At 71.1% G+C, this 17381-nt stretch carries 13 protein-coding genes and 1 pseudogene; 9 read left to right on the top strand and 5 right to left on the bottom strand.

From position 1 onward, the window contains the following. Window positions 1-105 precede the first annotated feature (105 nt). Window positions 106-975 carry a dihydropteroate synthase gene (gene folP / locus E1166_RS22115; protein ID WP_132341616.1) on the top strand — a complete coding sequence of 290 codons (870 nt, stop codon included), beginning with the start codon at window positions 106-108 and terminating at the stop codon, window positions 973-975. A 6-nt stretch (window positions 976-981) separates the two neighbouring features. On the opposite strand, the gene ndhC is transcribed toward folP, so the two are convergent. Further along, window positions 982-1359, bottom strand: coding sequence for an NADH-quinone oxidoreductase subunit A (gene ndhC, locus E1166_RS22110; RefSeq protein WP_132265369.1), 378 nt, complete (start codon window positions 1357-1359; stop codon window positions 982-984). Between the two features lie 145 nt (window positions 1360-1504). On the opposite strand from ndhC, the gene E1166_RS22105 reads away from it, so the two are divergent. The 3 genes from E1166_RS22105 (at window position 1505) to E1166_RS22095 (ending at window position 6049) form a co-directional block, all read left to right on the top strand. Further along, window positions 1505-2884 carry a hypothetical protein gene (locus E1166_RS22105; RefSeq protein ID WP_132341614.1) on the top strand — a complete coding sequence of 460 codons (1380 nt, stop codon included), beginning with the start codon at window positions 1505-1507 and terminating at the stop codon, window positions 2882-2884. Window positions 2885-3177: 293 nt separating this feature from the next. Next, complete coding sequence (locus E1166_RS22100) at window positions 3178-5022, top strand: 2-oxoacid:acceptor oxidoreductase subunit alpha (RefSeq protein ID WP_132341612.1); 1845 nt, start codon at window positions 3178-3180, stop codon at window positions 5020-5022. Then, the gene (locus tag E1166_RS22095; protein ID WP_132341610.1) at window positions 5015-6049 is read left to right on the top strand and encodes a 2-oxoacid:ferredoxin oxidoreductase subunit beta; all 1035 of its coding nucleotides are present in this window, start codon (window positions 5015-5017) and stop codon (window positions 6047-6049) included. The genes E1166_RS22100 and E1166_RS22095 overlap by 8 nt, the downstream gene beginning before the upstream one ends. Before the next feature lie 69 nt (window positions 6050-6118). Here the strand turns inward: E1166_RS22095 and E1166_RS22090 are convergent, their stop codons facing one another. After that, window positions 6119-7135: a potassium channel family protein gene (locus tag E1166_RS22090; RefSeq protein ID WP_132341608.1), complete on the bottom strand. Its 1017-nt coding sequence runs from the start codon at window positions 7133-7135 to the stop codon at window positions 6119-6121. 151 nt (window positions 7136-7286) lie between these two features. Here E1166_RS22090 and E1166_RS22085 point away from each other — a divergent pair, with 151 nt between their 5' ends. Further along, the gene (locus tag E1166_RS22085) at window positions 7287-7973 is read left to right on the top strand and encodes a helix-turn-helix transcriptional regulator (protein ID WP_132341606.1); all 687 of its coding nucleotides are present in this window, start codon (window positions 7287-7289) and stop codon (window positions 7971-7973) included. A 132-nt stretch (window positions 7974-8105) separates the two neighbouring features. Beyond that, window positions 8106-8702, top strand: a complete 597-nt coding sequence (locus tag E1166_RS22080; protein WP_132341618.1) for an ATP-dependent Clp protease proteolytic subunit — start codon at window positions 8106-8108, stop codon at window positions 8700-8702. Between the two features lie 486 nt (window positions 8703-9188). Here the strand turns inward: E1166_RS22080 and E1166_RS22075 are convergent, their stop codons facing one another. Both E1166_RS22075 and E1166_RS22070 read right to left on the bottom strand, forming a co-directional pair. Further along, window positions 9189-11333, bottom strand: coding sequence for a glycoside hydrolase family 3 protein (locus E1166_RS22075; protein ID WP_132341604.1), 2145 nt, complete (start codon window positions 11331-11333; stop codon window positions 9189-9191). A gap of 688 nt (window positions 11334-12021) precedes the next feature. Next, window positions 12022-13045, bottom strand: a pseudogene (locus E1166_RS22070) (IS701 family transposase). 338 nt (window positions 13046-13383) lie between these two features. On the opposite strand from E1166_RS22070, the gene E1166_RS22065 reads away from it, so the two are divergent. From E1166_RS22065 to E1166_RS32560, 3 genes are read left to right on the top strand one after another with little or no spacing between them, the layout of a single operon-like run. Further along, window positions 13384-13581 (top strand): hypothetical protein, encoded by a 198-nt coding sequence (locus tag E1166_RS22065; protein ID WP_132341602.1) that lies wholly within the window; start codon window positions 13384-13386, stop codon window positions 13579-13581. After that, window positions 13502-15922: an AAA family ATPase gene (locus tag E1166_RS22060; RefSeq protein ID WP_243710481.1), complete on the top strand. Its 2421-nt coding sequence runs from the start codon at window positions 13502-13504 to the stop codon at window positions 15920-15922. Before E1166_RS22065 ends, E1166_RS22060 begins: the two co-directional genes overlap by 80 nt. Before the next feature lie 27 nt (window positions 15923-15949). Continuing rightward, window positions 15950-16096, top strand: a complete 147-nt coding sequence (locus E1166_RS32560; protein WP_347813035.1) for a LuxR C-terminal-related transcriptional regulator — start codon at window positions 15950-15952, stop codon at window positions 16094-16096. A gap of 168 nt (window positions 16097-16264) precedes the next feature. Here the strand turns inward: E1166_RS32560 and E1166_RS22055 are convergent, their stop codons facing one another. Beyond that, on the bottom strand, window positions 16265-16909 hold the full coding sequence (locus E1166_RS22055) for an alpha/beta hydrolase (protein ID WP_132341600.1): 645 nt from the start codon (window positions 16907-16909) through the stop codon (window positions 16265-16267). Window positions 16910-17381 lie beyond the last annotated feature (472 nt).

Below are 17381 nucleotides of genomic sequence, written 5' to 3'. Positions count from 1 at the left end.
CCCAACCACGCCGTCGCCGTCGATCCCCGCCCCGCCGACGCGCCGTGCGACCGGATAGCGTCGGCTGCGGTCGGGGGGTCCGACCAGGTACGGGCGGGAGGCGGGATGGCCGGGACGCTGCGGCTGGGTGGACGGACATTCGCCCCGGGCGAGCTGGTGGTGATGGCGATCGTCAACCGCACGCCGGACTCTTTCTTCGACCGGGGGGCCACCTTCGCGCACGATAGCGCGTTGCGTGCGGTGGAGCGCGCGGTCACCGAGGGTGCCGAGATCATCGACATCGGCGGGGTGAAGGCCGGGCCGGGCGACGAGGTCGACGTGGCCGAGGAGATCCGGCGGACGGTAAACACGATCGCCGCGGTCCGGGCCGCCTTTCCCGAGGTGGTCATCTCGATCGACACCTGGCGCGCCGAGGTCGCGGTGGAGGCGGTCGCGGCCGGCGCGGACCTGCTCAACGACACCTGGTCCGGGGCCGATCCGGCGCTGGCCCGGGTCGCCGCGCAGACCGGTGCCGGGCTGGTCTGCTCGCACGCCGGTGGTCTCGCCCCACGGACCCGACCACACCGGGCGGCCTTCGCGGACGTGGTCGCCGACGTGGTCACGACGGTGACCGGGCTCGCCGAGCGGGCGGTGGCCCTCGGGGTACGCCGGGACGGCGTCCTCATCGACCCGGCGCACGACTTCGGCAAGAACACCCGGCACTCGCTGGAGATCACCCGCCGGCTCGGCGAACTCGCCGCCACCGGCTGGCCGCTGCTGGTGGCGCTGTCGAACAAGGACTTCATCGGCGAGACGCTGGACCTGCCGGTTCCGGAGCGGCTGGAGGGCACCCTCGCCGCCACCGCCGTCTCGGCCTGGCTCGGCGCGCGGGTCTTCCGTGCCCACCAGGTGCGCCCGACCCGCCGGGTGCTGGACATGGTGGCGTCCGTCCGGGGCGACCGCCCGCCCACGCTCACCCGGCGCGGCCTGGCCTGAACCGGCTCAGCTCCAGCGGAGGATGTTCTTCCGCCAGGCGTAGAGGATGCCGAGGGCGACCACGGCCACGAAGACGCCCATCTCGACGACGGTGACCAGACCGAACCCCGGACGGTCGAAGACCAGTGCCCACGGGAACAGGAACACCGCCTCCACGGCGAAGAGCACGTAGAGGTAGGCGTAGACGTAGTAGCGGATCTGCATCTGCGCCCAGTCCCCGCCGACCGGGTCGATGCCGCACTCGTAGCTGGCCCGCTTGCCCCACGGATCGGCGGGCCGGCCGGGACGTAACACCCGGTTGGCCGAGAACGCCGTAATGAAGAAGAGGACGCTGGCGAGCAGCAGGAGCCCGAGCGTCGCGTACGAGCCCAGGTAACCGGTCACAGTGGGTCAGCCTACCGGGCGGCACCGCCCATCGGCCGGTCCGGGGCGGCGTGCGAGCACGTTACGGACTTGTTTCTCGCTAGCAGTATTGTCGTCGGACAACCATCGCGAATATGGGAATTCCACCCAGCGTCACGGAGGACAGATGCCCCGCGTGGACGTACGCCCCGCCCTGCGGGGACTCGCCCGGCGTACCTCTTCGCTGGTCGCCGCGTCGCTCGCGGCCGGACTGGCGGTGGGGCTGGCGATGGCCCCGAGCCTGGCCACGGCCGCACCCCCGGCCGCCCGGCCCGCCGTCGCGGTCACCGACACGGCGCGGCACGGCGCGAAACCGGCCGGCGACACCGACACCCCTCCGACGGACAGCAGCGGCGATCCCCTGCCCACCGTCGCGCCACCAACGCTGCCGCCCGACCGGACAACCCCCCGGCCGACACCGACCACGGCCACGCCGACCGCCAGGCCGGCCCCGTCGCGGGGCGGCACGGCGAAATCGGTGCCACCGCGGGCACAACGGCCGGACTCACCGGCCGACGACGGGCCGGGTGTCCGGATCACCACCCGGAACATCTCACTCGGCCCCGACTACTGGAACGCGGAGAGCACGGTGACCGGGCTGCGGGTCACCGTCGAGAACACCGCGACAGTGACCGAGCAGGTCCGGCTCTCCTACACCCTGCCCGCCGGAGTGGCCGACGCCGGAACCTCGGGCTGCGCCACCGCCGGTGGCGGCACCTGGCGCTGCGGCGAGTGGACGACGGCGCCCGGCGCCCGGTTCACCACCGTGATCAAGGTACGCGTCGACGGTGACGCGTGGCGGGGCATGCCGTTGAGCGGCTTCGTGCGGGTCACCGCCACCGCCGCCGGGTCGACCGCCGTCGCCGAGGACGACGAGGGCTTCGCGGTGCTCTTCCCGCCCGGCCCGCCGGTGCCCGGGATCCTGCTCGAAGCCGACGAGGTGACCTTCGACATCAGCGGCGGCCCGACGGAGTTGGCCGTCCGACTGGGCAACACCGGCCAGGTGGACGCTGCCGGGCGGGTGGAGGTGGTCCTACCGGACGGGGTGAGCGTGCCGAACGCCCCCGCCGGCTGCACCGTGGCACCGCTGTCGCGGATCCGCTGCGACCTCGGGCTGCTGCCCGCCGGCCGGACACAGACCCTGCGCCTGCCGGTGGTGGCCACCCCGGAGGCCCAGCGGGAGGCGCCGCTGGCGGGAGCGCTGATCGGCGTGCTGGAGCCGCGCAGCGGCCGGACCCGGGAGATCCGGACGAGCTTCAAGATCACTGCGGCCGCCGCGCTCACCGCCCCGGTGGCCACCCCGGCGCCGACCGGCTCGCAGGGGGTGCTCGCCGGGACCGGGGGCGGCTCGGGCGGCGGCGGGTCGATGCAGCGCGTCGCGATCACCCTGATCGCGGTCTGCGCACTGGTGGTGGTCGTGGCACTCGGGTGGGCCACCACGTCGCTGCGGCGGCGGATGAACGACCCGGCCCCGCGGGATACGGCGGGAGGCCCGGCGATCAACTGACCGGAGTGATCCGGTAAGGGCCGCCGCCCGGTGATCTGGATTACGGCGGCTGTCACAAACCGCCGCAAACAAGGACATAAGCCCGCGATATCCGTTCCCAGTCGTCGGACCTCCACCAAGGATGACCTAACGACTCGACGTAGGCTCTGGGGTGAGAAACGACAGCGGGCCGGACCAGCCACGGGGTGATTCGGCGCAGCGGCGCGTCAAGGAGGTCACGTGGCCGGGCAAGGCGAGGTCACCATCATGTTCAGCCGCCCGCGGGACGAGGCTGAGCGAAACGAGGTGCAGGCGTGACCAAGCAGATCCGTCAACTGGACCGGGTGGTCATCCGGTTCGCCGGCGACTCCGGCGACGGCATGCAGCTGACCGGCGACCGGTTCACCTCCGAGACGGCGCAGTTGGGCAACGACATCTCCACCCTGCCCAACTTCCCGGCCGAGATCCGGGCTCCCGCCGGCACGCTGCCGGGCGTGTCGAGCTTTCAGGTGCACTTCGCCGACTACGACATCCTCACCCCCGGCGACGCCCCGAACGTCCTGGTGGCGATGAACCCGGCGGCACTCAAGGCCAACCTCGCCGACCTGCCGCGTGGGGCCGACATCATCGTCAACACCGACGAGTTCACCCGGCGCAACCTGGCCAAGGTGGGCTACACCACCAGCCCTCTGGACGACGACAGCCTCACCGGCTACGTCGTGCACCCGGTCGCGCTGACCTCGATGACCGTCGGCGCGCTGGCCGAGCACGAGGTGTCCAAGAAGGACGCCGAGCGGGCCAAGAACATGTTCGCCCTCGGCCTGCTCTCCTGGATGTACTCCCGGCCGTACGAGTCGACGCTGCGCTTCCTGGAGCGCAAGTTCGCCGCCCGGCCCGAACTGGTCGCGGCGAACGTGGCCGCCTTCCGGGCCGGCTGGAACTTCGGCGAGACCACCGACTCGTTCTCCGTGCGGTACGAGGTCAAGCCGGCGAAGATGCAGCCGGGCACCTACCGGAACATCACCGGCAACGCCGCGCTCTCCCTCGGCCTGGTGGCCGCCGGAGTCCGCTCCGGGCTGCCGGTCTTCCTCGGCGCGTACCCGATCACCCCGGCCTCGGACATCCTCCACGAGCTGAGCAAGCACAAGCGGTTCGGCGTGGTCACCATGCAGGCCGAGGACGAGATCGCCGCGGTCGGCGCGGCGCTGGGCGCGTCGTACGGCGGCTCGCTCGGCGTCACCACCACCAGCGGCCCCGGGGTGGCGCTCAAGAGCGAGACCATCTCGCTCGCCGTCGCGCTGGAACTGCCGCTGGTCATCGTCGACGTGCAGCGGGCCGGGCCGTCCACCGGCATGCCCACCAAGACCGAGCAGGCCGACCTCAACATGGCCCTGTACGGCCGGCACGGCGAGGCGCCCGTCGCGGTGCTCGCCCCGAAGTCGCCGGCCGACTGCTTCGACGCGGCGCTGGAGGCGGCCCGGATCGCGCTGACCTACCGCACCCCGGTGCTCCTGCTGTCGGACAACTACGTCGCCAACGGTTCCGAGCCGTGGCTGCTGCCCGACGTGGAGTCCCTGCCCGACCTGCGGGTCGAGTTCGCCACCGCGCCCAACGGCGAGGACGGCACCTTCCTGCCGTACCTGCGCGATCCGGAGACCCTGGCCCGGCCGTGGGCCGTCCCGGGCACCCCGGGCCTGGAGCACCGGATCGGTGGCCTGGAGAAGGCCGACAAGACCGGCGACATCTCGTACGACCCGGCCAACCACGACTTCATGGTGCGCACCCGGGCCGCCCGGATCGAGACGATCCCGGTGCCGGACGTCGAGGTGGAGGACCCGGACGGCGACGCCCGGGTGCTGGTGCTCGGATGGGGCTCGACCTACGGCCCGATCGGTGCGGCCTGCCGGGGCCTGCGCCAACGCGGGCTCTCCGTGGCCCAGGCGCACCTGCGGCACCTGGCCCCGATGCCGGCCAACCTCGGCGAGGTGCTGCGCGCCTACGACCGGGTGGTCATCCCCGAGATGAACCTCGGCCAGCTCGCCCACGTGATCCGGGCCAAGTACCTGGTCGACGCGATCGGCTACAACCAGGTCCGCGGCCTGCCGTTCACCGCCGTCGAGCTGGAGACGATGCTGGAAGAGGTCCTGAAGAATGTCTGAGCCCGTCGCTCTCAAGCTCACCGCCAAGGACTTCAAGTCCGACCAGGAGGTGCGCTGGTGCCCCGGCTGCGGCGACTACGCCATCCTGGCGGCCGTCCAGGGTTTCATGCCGGAGCTGAACATCCCCCGGGAGAACATCGTCTTCGTCTCGGGCATCGGCTGCTCGTCCCGGTTCCCGTACTACATGAACACCTACGGGATGCACTCGATCCACGGCCGCGCCCCGGCGATCGCCACCGGGCTGTCGGTGTCCCGGCCGGACCTGTCGGTCTGGGTGGTCACCGGTGACGGCGACGCCCTCTCCATCGGCGGCAACCACCTGATCCACGCGCTGCGCCGCAACGTCAACCTCAAGATCCTGCTGTTCAACAACCGGATTTACGGGCTGACCAAGGGGCAGTACTCGCCCACCTCCGAGGTCGGCAAGATCACCAAATCGACCCCGGCCGGCTCGGCGGACGCCCCGTTCAACCCGCTGTCGCTGGCGCTCGGCGCGGAGGCCACCTTCGTCGCCCGTACCATCGACTCCGACCGCAAGCACCTCCAGTCGGTGCTGCGGGCCGCCGCGCAGCACTCCGGCTCGGCCTTCGTGGAGATCTACCAGAACTGCAACATCTTCAACGACGGCGCGTTCGACCAGCTCAAGGAGCCGGCCACCCGCGATGACCACCTGATCCGGCTGGAGCACGGGCAGCCGATCACGTTCGGCTCCACCGGGCAGTTCTGCGTGGTCCACCCGCCCGGCGGGTTCGGTCTGGAGGTCCGCGAGACCGCCAGCACCCCGGCCGACGAGATCGTGGTGCACGACGCCACGGTCACCGACCCGGCGTACGCGTTCGCCCTGTCCCGGCTGCCCGGACTGGACCTGCGCAACACCCCGATCGGCGTGTTCCGCGCCGTCGACCGCCCGTCGTACGACAGCGTCGTGCAGGAGCAGGTGGCCAACGCCAGGGCGAAGGTCACCGAGACCCCGCAGCAGCAGCTCGCCGGCCTGCTGGCCGGTGGCGACACCTGGACGATCCTCTGACCCGCTGACCCGCTGACCCGCTGACCACCGGCGGTCGTCCCGTAACCCCGGGCGGCCGCCGTGGCAGTGTCAGGAGGTGGCGGCGCCGGCCGTCGGGCGGTCGTCGCGGACGTGCACCAGCATGTCGCCGGTCTCGATGACCGCGCCGGCCTGGTCGGCCAGGGTCACCACCTTGCCCCGGCGGACCAGCGCGATCACCAGCGACTCCAGTTCCCGAGGCGACTTGCCCACCTCGTGCCGCTCCGCCGAGCGCATCGCCAACGCCATGCCCTGACCGGGGGTGAGCAGGTCCTCCACCACGTCGATCAGCGGCGGCGCGGAGGTGGACAGGCCCAGCAGACGGCCGGCGGTGGCCGACGAGACGATCACGTGGTGGGCGCCGCTCTGCCGCAGCAGCGGGGCGTTCTCCGCCTCCCGGGCGGCGGCGATGATCCGGACCTGGCCGGCGGTGAGCTGCCGGGCGGTGAGCGCGACCAGCACCGAGGCGTCGTCGCTGTCGGTCGCGATGATCACCGCCTGGGCGGTGCGGACGTGTGCCTCCTCCAGCACCGCCGAACGGGTGGCGGACCCTTCGATGGCGACCAGCCCGGCCGAGGTGGCCTGCCGCAGCGCGGCCCCGCTGCGCTCCACCACCACGATGCGAGACTTGTCCAGCCCGTTCTCCAGCAGGGCGGAGACCGCACTGCGCCCCTTGGTGCCGTAGCCGCAGATGATGACGTGGTTCTTCACGGTCCTCCTCCACCGCACCAGGCGACGGCCGGTCCGGTACTGCTCGGTCAGGACTTCCAGGGTGGTGCCGACCAGGATGATCAGGAAGAGCACCCGGGCCGGGGTGATGACCAGGACGTTGACCAGCCGGGCCTGCTGGGAGGCCGGGGTGATGTCGCCGTACCCCGTGGTGGAGAGCGAGACCACCGCGTAGTAGAAGCAGTCGATCAGCGTGAGACCGTCCTCGTTGACGTCGCGGTAGCCGTCCCGTTCGAGGTAGACCACGACGACCACGACGCACACCAACCCGATGGCGGCGGCCACCCGGAGGCTGAGTGCGCTCAGCGGCCCCCGTCGCTGCGCCGGGAAATGGATCACCGCGAGACCTGTCCCGACCTTGCCGTCTCCTGCACGAGCACAACATAGCGGTTGACGGTGCATCCGCACGCCGGGGTGGCGTACCGGGGCGGCCGACCGGACCGGAAGCCGGCATGATGGTGGAAGTCCGGACGCGCACGAGGAGGCCCCGATGTCGTTACTGCGCCGGGTGATCGGCGGCGTGCTCCGCCGGGTACGCCAGCGCCAGGGTCGTACCCTGCGCGAGGTGGCCCAGGCCGCCGGCGTCTCGCTGCCCTATCTGTCCGAGGTGGAACGCGGGCGCAAGGAGGCCTCCTCCGAGGTGCTCGCCGCGATCTGCCGTGCCCTCGGGATCAACCTGTCCGACCTGTTGGAGGAGGCCCGCGACGACCTGCGCCGGGTCGAGCGGCGGGTGCCCACCGCCCCCCGGGTGACGCTGGTCCGGCTGGACCAGGCGCCGGCCGTCCGCACCGACGCCGGCCCGCGCCTGCGGATCGGCTTCCACGCCGACCTGCCCACGCCCGAGCCGCGTGCCGCCACGCCCGTCGCCGGGGCCGCATCGGCGCCGGCCACGCGGCTGCTCCGGCTGCGCGGTCCGGCACCCACTGTCGGCGGCCTCCGGTCGCATGTCGACCGGTCGTTCCGCTCGGCCGGCGGGCGGCTGCCGCACGTCGACACATCCGGCTTCGGGGCCGTGCCGCCGGTGGCTCCGCCGGCCTCGTGCTCGGCCGGGCTGGTCGGCGGGACGGGGCTGCGGGTCCGGTTGTTCGCACCCGTCGAGCACTCCGGTCCACGTACCCCCAGGGTGCCGGCCCGCCGCCGGGTCCGCGCGGGCCGGCAGCGGCTGACCGTCCGGTAGATGCGCTTCTGCCGCCGGCAGATCTGCCGGCGGCAGAAGCGCTGGGCTCCCGACCACCGCCGGGCGCAGGCTGGGATCGCCGGTCCCCGGGCGAATCCCGTCGCCCGCCGGCAACGCGGGAGGGTGGTCGAGATGATCGGGTACGACGTGCGGATGCTGGACGGCCCACAGGCGCCCTTCGGTGACCAGGTCTTCGAGCGGCTGCTCCGGGAACGGATCGTCTTCCTCGGCACGGAGGTCACCGACGCCTCGGCCAACCAGATCTGCGCCCAGATCCTGCTGCTCGCCGCGGAGGACAGCCGGCGGGACATCTACCTTTACATCAACTCGCCAGGCGGTTCGGTCAGCGCCGGCATGGCCGTCTACGACACCATGCGGTACGTGCCGAACGACGTGGCCACCCTGGCGCTGGGATTCGCCGGTTCGATGGGGCAGTTTCTACTCTGCGCCGGGACAGCCGGCAAGCGCTTCGCGCTGCCCCACTCGCGGATCATGATGCACCAGCCCTCCGGAGGGATGGGCGGCACGGCCGCCGACATCACCATCCAGGCCGAGAACATGCTGCACGTGAAAAAAACCATGCAGGAGCTGATCGCCCGGCACAGCGGGCGCACCCTCGACGAGATCCAACGCGACTGGGACCGGGACCGCTGGTTCACCGCCGAACAGGCCCGCGAGTACGGCCTGGTCGACCGGGTGATCAGCCACGCCGACCAGCTCGGCGGCTGACCGGCCGCCGACCGCATGGTCAGCCTGCTGCGCGACCGGACCTGTCGGCCCGGATGGGCGGCCGGCCGCGACTGGGTACGCCGGCACTGAGGTTGGGGCGGGCAGACCGGTCACCCTCCTGCACGCTGGTTTCTCTGTCACCGCCACCCTTGAGGACGGCACCGGCGCAGCGGATGGCTGGCACCGCTACAAGCGGTGGTACGCCGTGCTGCACCGGTTCGGTCCGGACGGCGCCCGTACCGGTTCGCAGATCTGGTGCGCCGGCACGGGCGAAGACGAGAAAGCCTCGATCGACCGCGCTCAGGCACGCCTGGCCGACTGGCTGGAGACCTTGCCCGGGCGCGTCTTCGGCAACATCGCTATCGAGGGCGACCGCCGCGCTGGCTGCCTTCTGCGCGGTGCCCGAGCGCCATACCAGCTTCATCGTCGGGTAGACGGAGCCAGGGCGCCCCACGCGGGGCGCCCTGGTCGTTTCTCCGGTACGGGTCAGCGTGGTACGCGGCGCAGAAGCCAGTACGCCCGGCCTTCGTCACCGCGGGCCAGCGCGTGGTCGGCGTCGGCGATCAGCCGCGCCCAGTCGCTGCGCGCCCGCCCCGCGACCACCGCGTTCTGTGCGGCGTCGCGGGCCTTGTCCAGCGCCGACCGGGCCTTGCCGGTGCGCAGACCCCAGCCGTACGGGAACAGCGGCCGGTAGTCGGCGTCGCCGACGTTGATCGGCACCTGGGCCTCGCTGCGCGGCCAGGTCATCGGCAGGCGACCGGTGAACGGGCGCTTGCCGAAGAGCACATCCGCCACGCCGGCGCCCTCGCTGCCCGGCAGCCAGGACGCGACCAGCGCGTCCATCTGCCCGAGCTGGTCGGTGAGCACCTGCGGCCGGCCGGAGACCACGACGACGACGCACTTGTCGATCGCGGAGCAGACCTTGTCGATCACGGCCCGGTCGCCGGGCTGGAGGTTGAGCGACTTCTCCTCCTGCTGCGGCCCCGTGCACCAGCCGCACTCCGGGCCGCCGACGTCGCCGTAGCCCTCGGCGTACGGCGTCTCGCCTACGACCACGACACCGACGTCCGAGCCGGCCGTCGGGGCCGACGCGTCCGCGCTGAAGGTGACCGTGGCGCGGGGCGCGACCTGGCGGATGCCCTCGAGGATCGTCGTACCCGGGATGATGTCGCCGGACGCCCCCTGCCAGGTCATCGTCCAGCCGCCGGCCTGATTGCCGATGTCGTCGGCGTTGCGCCCGGCGACGTACACCTTGGCGTCGGAGCGCAGCGGCAGCGTGCCGCCGCTGTTCTTGAGCAGCACCTGCGACTGCGCGACGGCCTGCCGGGCCAGCGCGCGGTGCGCGGCGCTGCCGACCTCGCCCACGCGGTCGGCCGACGTGTACGGGTCCTCGAAGAGCCCGAGCTGGAACTTCACCCGCAGGATGCGGCGCACCGCATCGTCGATCCGCGCCATGCTGACCCGACCGGCCTCGACCTCGGCCAGCAGCAGGTCCTCGAACTGCTTGGCGGTGTTGGGCTCCATGAACATGTCGATGCCGGAGTTGACCCCGACCCGCACCTTGTACGGGGTCAGCCCGGTGTTCGCAGGGTCGGCCGGGTCGGAGATCTGGTGGATGCCCTCCCAGTCGGAGATGACGAACCCGTCGAAGCCGAGCCGGCCCTTGAGCGTGCCGGTGATCAGATCGCGGTTGGCGTGCATCTTCGTCGGGTTGCCCACCCCGTCCTCGGTCCAGTCCACACTGGAGAACGACGGCATGACGCTGCCCACGTCGCGCTTGCCGAGCGCGACCACGTACGGCGCGAGGTTGATCCGGGCGAAGTCGGCACGGTTGGTGACGGTCACCCCCTGGTCGATCGGGTAACGCTGTTCCGACCACGGCTTACCCTCGTTGGCGTCGGCGATCGCCTGGTCGTACTTGGTGTCGCCGTCGCCAGCGAAGTGCTTCACGGTGGCCAGCACACCATCGCCCAGGCGCCGCCCCTGCAGGCCGTCGATGACCGTGGCCAGCGAGGCGACCAGCGCCGGGTCCTCGCTGAAACTCTCGTACGTGCGGCCCCACCGCTCGTCCCGCGCCGGACAGATACACGGCGCGAAGTTCCACCGGATGCCGGTGGCCAACACCTCGTCGGCGGTGGCCCTGCCGACCCTCTCCAGCAGCCGCGGATCGCGGGTGGCGCCGAGCCCGATGTTGTGCGGGAACACCGTTGCCCCGTACACGTTGCCGTGCCCATGCACCGCGTCGATTCCGTAGATCATCGGGATGCCCAGCCGCGTCCGCAGCGCCTGCCGCTGGAACTCGTTGACCATCTGGATCCACGCCTCAGGGGTGTTGGGCGTGGGTACCGAGCCGCCACCGGACAGCACCGAGCCGAGCCCCCACTGCGCCACCCGCGACGGATCCTCGGCTACCGCCGCCCGCTCCGCCTGCGTCATCTGGCCGATCTTCTCCACCAACGTCATGCGACCAAGCAGATCGGCGACGCGGCGCTCCACCGGCTGCCGGGCGTCCAGGTACGCAGCGTCAGTGGGCTTTGCCGCCGCCGGCTGGGCTGCCGCGGGCCGTGCCGGTAACGGTGTGACGGCCAGCATGATCACGCCCAGCACGTGCACCCATGAACGCGTTCGCATATCGTCTCCCCCCTGCGGCACGGCCGGTGCCCGGCAGCCCTGATGCCCCGGGTCGTCCGCCGTACCGCTAGCGCTAGATCCTCACTCGGTAACTTCTGCTCGGTGCTGATCGGCCGGACCTGTGAAACAGGCTCTATCCGCACGTCCTCCACTGTTGACTGATGCCGCCGTACAGGCCCGAGGTGGGGTTGTGCGCGTTGACCGCGCCGGAACCGGCGGCATCACCCGCCCACTGGTTGTGGGAGCCGGGGTGAACAGTTCATCTGCCCACGATGGAGCCGGCGCACAGGCCATTGAGCTGGCCGGAGTTGGTGGCGAGGGGGTCGAGCGCGGCGACCTGATCGAACCGCCGCACCGCCGTCGGCCTAGCTGTGGCGTATCCACGCAACCGGGCCTCCAGTCACCGGGTCCAGAGGCACGAGTGCCGAAGCGGCCGCGACACTCGCCCACGGCGGGGGCGCGGCATCTCCCACCACGGCCGCCGTGACGACGCCAGCCACCCGCAACCTACGTCGATCAACGGCGGAGCCGGACGTCGACGGATTCGGACCCATCTTGATCCCCCAGGCTGGACGTGCACCCGCCAGCAAACGCATTGACTGACATCATGGTACGACGTATGACCTCCGTCAATGCTCAGATGCTGGGCGTTCGCGGCAGGGCTGCTACCGGGCGTCACCGCCGGCGGTCAGGATTCCCTGGAGGTCGTGGGCGGCTATGCGGGCTGTCGCCTGAACATATCGAGTGTTATGTGCCGGTACCAGGCGTCGTAGCGGCGCACCTGATAGTGGTCGAGACCGACCTCGGTTTTGGCGGTCTGGAAGCACTCCTCGATCGCCCACCGGGTGCCGGCGATGCGGATCGGGTCCTCGTCGGGCGTGCCGGCGAGGCCGAAGCACAGGTAGTAGGTTAGGTCGGTGGGGTCGGTGATGCTGCGGCAGTTCAGCAGCCAGTGGCCGTAGCCGTCGTCGGTGTTGGGCAGGGAGGCCACTGCCCAGTCGTAGAGTCGTGGTCCTTTGGCGCCATTGCCGCAGCTGCGGCGCTTCCAGGCCAGGGCGGGCGCGTTGGCGGCGAGGACGTCGGGGCGGGAGTTGCCGACCATGGTGGGGATCCGCTGGTTGCGAGGCACGGCCAGGACGTAGCCCATCCTGTGGTGCTGCAACCAGGTCCGAAACTTCGAGTCCTGCCCGTATGCCTCGTCCGCGGTGACCCACCGCGCTGGCAGGCCGGCGGTGATGGCGCGTTCGAGCCCGGCCTCCTCACGTCGGGCGGGGTCATCACACCAGCCTTGGGGTAGATACAACTCCCGGTCGACCAGGGTGCGCCCCTGCGGGCTGGCGTAGGCGAGGAAAAACCCCGAGCTGGCAGTTCTCCGTCCGTCCGGCCGTGCCGGAGTACTGGCGCTGCACCCCGGCCGACTTGATCCCCTTCTTCAAGAATCCGGTCTCATCGACGATCAGCACCCCGTCGTCGTGGCCGAGGTGCTCGCTCACGTAGGCGACCAGGTCGTCGCGAACAGCGTCCGGGTCCCACGCGGACCTGTTGAGCAGTCGTTGCATCCGATCCGGGGTGCTGTCGCCGGCGGCCTCGGCGAGGGTCCAGCCGTTCTTGCCGGCCAGGGGCGACAGCAACCCGACCAGGTAACTCAGTGCCTGCCGGCGCGGCTCCGCCCGCCCGAACCGGTGCCCGAACCGCGCCAGCAGATCATCCAACCCTGCCCGTCAGCCCACGATCTCATCGATCAACACAAGCACGGGAGCCTGCCCGCCTCCGACTGGCCACAACAGACAGACAGTGCGACCACGTAACCCGCACGGCGGACAGCATCGATCCGCAGCTGCACGGCCGACATAAATCGGACACCGATCATGTCGGTTAGCTGCTGAAACTTCAGACCAGGCAAGTGCTGCTGGATTACTAGGTATGCCTAGGTGGCCCACACACCTCGGCTAAACCCCGCTGAGCAGTGAAGACAGGTAAGCGCTTCCGATGTGGCATCGCCCTTGTCAACCGACGATTGATCCATCAGCGGTTGACAAGGAGACAAGCCATGTTGATGCCCCCGGACACGATGCTGCTGGCTCTGGCGAACGATCGTCGCCGCGAGTTGATCGCCGAGGCCGACAGGGAGCGCCTACTCACCAGCGCCCGCCGGGCCCGCCGGCACCATGACGCCCTGGCCGTCCGCCGACAGCCCAACGGTACCCTCACGTCGTGCGAACCATCCGCGGCGGTGCCAGCCCAGTGATGATCGGGCGGCGATTGCGATCATCGCGGGCGAGCCGGGCATCGGAAAGACCCGGCTGGTGCACGAGCTGCTCACAACCATGCCGGCGGAGACCGTAGCGCTGGTCGGCCAGGCGGAACCCGGCTCATTGTCCCGGCCGTACGAGGTGCTACTGGACGCCATCGACGGCCACCCGGAGGTCGACAAGGAACAGCTGGCGGCCCTCACTGACGCCGAGCGCAGCCCGGTCGAGCGCCTGCACACCGGCCTCGCCATCCTGGCCGACTTGATCGGCGACTCTCCCGCAGTCATCTTCTTCGAAGACCTGCACTGGGCCGACTCGGAGAGCGCGGCGCTGTTCGAACGGATCGCCGACCAGCACGGGCCACGCCTGCTCATCGGGACGTACCGACCGGACGAGGTCACCCGCCGCCAACCGGTGGCCGGCCTGCTGGCCCGGATGGAACGCCGGCACGCCGTCACCCACGTACGTCTGAATCGCCTCACTCCCGCGCAGACCGCGGCGTTACTCGCGGCGGCCACCGGCGCTCCGGCGCCGCTGCGCGCCGCGACGGCTTTGCACCACCGCACCGGCGGCAACCCGTTCTTTCTGGAGGAGCTGCTGCGCGCGCTGCCCGGCTACGACCTGGAGGCGCTGGTCGAGCAACCGCTGCCGTGGAGCCTCGCCGACGTGTTACGCCGCCAGGTCGACGACCTCGACCCGATCAGCCACCGCATCGTCGAGGCGGCCACCGTGCTCGGCCACCGCATCCCGTTCGACCTGCTCGCCGACGTGACCGGTGCCAGCGAGGACGAGCTCATCGCCGTGCTCCGCAATCTGGTCACCCGGGGCGTGCTGGTCGAGTCCGGCGAGGACGAGTTCGCGTTCCGGCACGCGCTGGTGCGCGAGGCAATCGGCGACCAGATGCTCAGCCGGCAGCGGCGCCGGCTGCATGAGGCGGCGCTGGACGCGCTCCTGAGCGGTGGCGCCTCCGATCCGGCCATGGTGGCGCACCACGCCCGCGGGGCCGGCCGGTACGAGGACATGATCGCCGCGGCCCGCCGCGGCACCGCGCGCTACCTCTCCATCGGCTCCGCCTACCAGGCGCTGCAGCTCGCGGAGATGGGCCTTGACGAGGTACCCGACGACACCGACCTGCTCGCCGCCGCCGCCCGAGCGGCGTGGCTGGCCGGCCTGCTGGACGACGCCCTGCGGTACGGCCGGCGCTGGCGGGACCTCGCCGGCAGCACGACCGACCGGGCCGAGTCGCTGTACCTGCTGGTCCGCATCGCGTGGGAGTCCCGCGCGACCGACGAGATGCGCGCCCTGACACACGACATCGGGACCCTGATCGCGCAGCTTCCGCCCGGCGCCGACCAGGCACGGGCGATGACCGCGATCGCGCAGTCGGCGTACCTGCGTGACGACCTCGACGCCGCGCTGCTCTGGTCCGACCGCGCGCTGGCGCTGGCGGACGAATTCGACCTTCCGGCCGTCCGCCTGGCCGCGCTGCTGGAAAAAGGCGCAACGCTCTCCGAACGCCCGCAGACCGCCGCCGACGGCCGGGAGATCCTGTCCGCCCTCGTCGACGAGGCCGAGAAGGCGGGCGAGTGGGTGCTGGCCGCCCGCGCCCTCAACGCCCTGGTACACGGCGAGCCACCCACCTCGCCGGCCGAGCACGCCGAGACACTGGAACGGATGCGGGTCAACGCCGAACGGGCCGGCTTCGAGTCACTCGCGGTGGCCACGTACTTCCAGGGCCGAGCCCGGCTCGCGTTGCGCGCCGGCGACCTGTGCGCCGCGATCGCGGCGCTGAAGGAGGGGCGCGAACAGGACCGCAGCTACCGGCGCCGGGGCCGCTGGGCCGACTACCACGGGGGCTTCCTCGCCGGGCTCTACCTGGAGGCCGGCGAGCTGGACCAGGTCGAGCAGCCGTGGCGCAGCAATGAACAGACCCACGACCTGATCTCCGCAGCGCTTCATATCGGCCTGCCGGCGCACCGGCTCGACCAGATGGCCACCGCGCACTCGACCCCGACGTATGGGACGCCTACCGGACACTCGTCGACGCCCAGCTCGCAGAGGCGCGCAGCCAGCACGCCGAGGCACTGGCCGGCTACCTGTCCATCGCCGAGGCCCACATCCTCGCGCCGGCGACCCGCGCCACCGTACGCGTCGGCGCCGCCCGCTGTCTGCTCGCGAACGACCGGCGCGAGGAGGCCACCGAGCAGGTGGAAGCGGCCGCGCCCCTGCTGGCCGAGTGGCGTGGCTGGCGGGTGGCCCAGCTCGCCCAGGTCCGCGCCCAACTGGGCATGGCGCCGGTCGACACGGCGCCCGCCGTCACCGGCCCGGCCGCCCTAACGCCCCGCGAGCGGGAGGTGGGCAGTACTGATCAGCGACGGGCTGACCAACACCGAGCTGGCCCGGCGCCTCTACATCTCACCGAAAACCGCCGCCGTGCACGTCTCGAACATCCTGCGGAAGCTGGGCCTCTCGTCCCGGACCGAGGTGGGCGACCTCGTCGGGCGGCACTGACCAGGGACTCGTCGCTAGCCAACTTCAAGGGAACGGCACATTGCCGCGAAAGGCATTTACCGAGCGACAAAGCGCGGCTCGATAGGGCCACGGTTAAGATCGGGTATCCGCTTCTGCCGCGATCCGCGCCGCCCGTATTCACGCGACCGGCACCGGGCGCAGCGCCCTTCAGCGCGGCAAGTACGCGGTCAACTTGTCGGCGAGTTGCTTCGGACGGCTGAGCGCCACCGCGTGACCACCGTCGATTTCATCCGGTACGGCATCGAGGCGGTCGGCCGCCACGCGGCGCTGGAAGTCGGGCGGGAAGAACCGGTCTTCGCGAGCGATGAGCACCCTCGTCGGCACGTCCGGCCACGCATCCAGGGGCCACGGCTCGTCCCATTCTGCGCTGACCTGGTCGCGGCCATGCGCCGAAGCCTCCGCGACAATCTCGGCCGGCACGCCATTGTAGAACTGTTCCTCCTCACTGAACCCCTCCGCGCTGCGGTGACCGGTGTTGCCCCACCAGTCGCCGGGACTCTCACCCGGCTTCGGGATCATGGGAGTGAGCAGGACAATGAGCCGCACAGGCAGCTTGTCAGCGACCAGCGGCGCCGTGAACGCACCATACGAGTGTCCGACGACCACGAGGTTGCCGCGATCGCCGACGGCATCGACGACCGTGTCACAGAACTCGGCGAAGCCTGCCGCCCTGTCCTCGATCGGCAACTCCGGCACCACCACGTCGTGGCCCCGTCCGGCCAGCTCAGGGCCCAGCAGATGCCAGTCCCAGGAACTGCCGCCACCGCCGTGGATCAGAACGAAAGTCGCCATGCGCCAAAACCTCGCACAGGGGTACGACAGTCAGTAGCGCCGCCCGATACGCCACGCCCGGCCAACCACCGGCGACCCACGGCAGAATCACGCACCGGGCCGGAAGCGTTGTCCCGCGACGACCGGATCTGCCGCGATCCGCGCGTCGCGGTACCTGGCGCAAGCGCGACCGGGCCCTCGCACGCGGTGTTGCCGAGTTGAGTTCATGCCCACGAGCGAGCGCTTGATCTTGGCCTGATGTGCGCGGTGTGTGCTCTCCAGCCGGTGCCACCGTGGGTCAACCGGTGCCAGCGCGGGTCACCGTGGCCGACCGCCGGTCGCAAACGGGGGTTCGTGTGCTCCGGGTGTGGTCCTGGGCTGGGAGAACGGCGGTCCGGGGAACGTGGGTGAACGTGGGCCACTCCCTGCCACCCCAGGTGAACCCCCAGGTCGCTAGACTAGGCACTCGCGCCCTCGTAGCTCAGGGGATAGA

Source organism: Micromonospora sp. KC213 (genome assembly GCF_004348325.1).
In the GTDB taxonomy this organism is placed as follows: domain Bacteria; phylum Actinomycetota; class Actinomycetes; order Mycobacteriales; family Micromonosporaceae; genus Micromonospora.
This window is presented reverse-complemented; position numbering and strand designations above follow the sequence as displayed.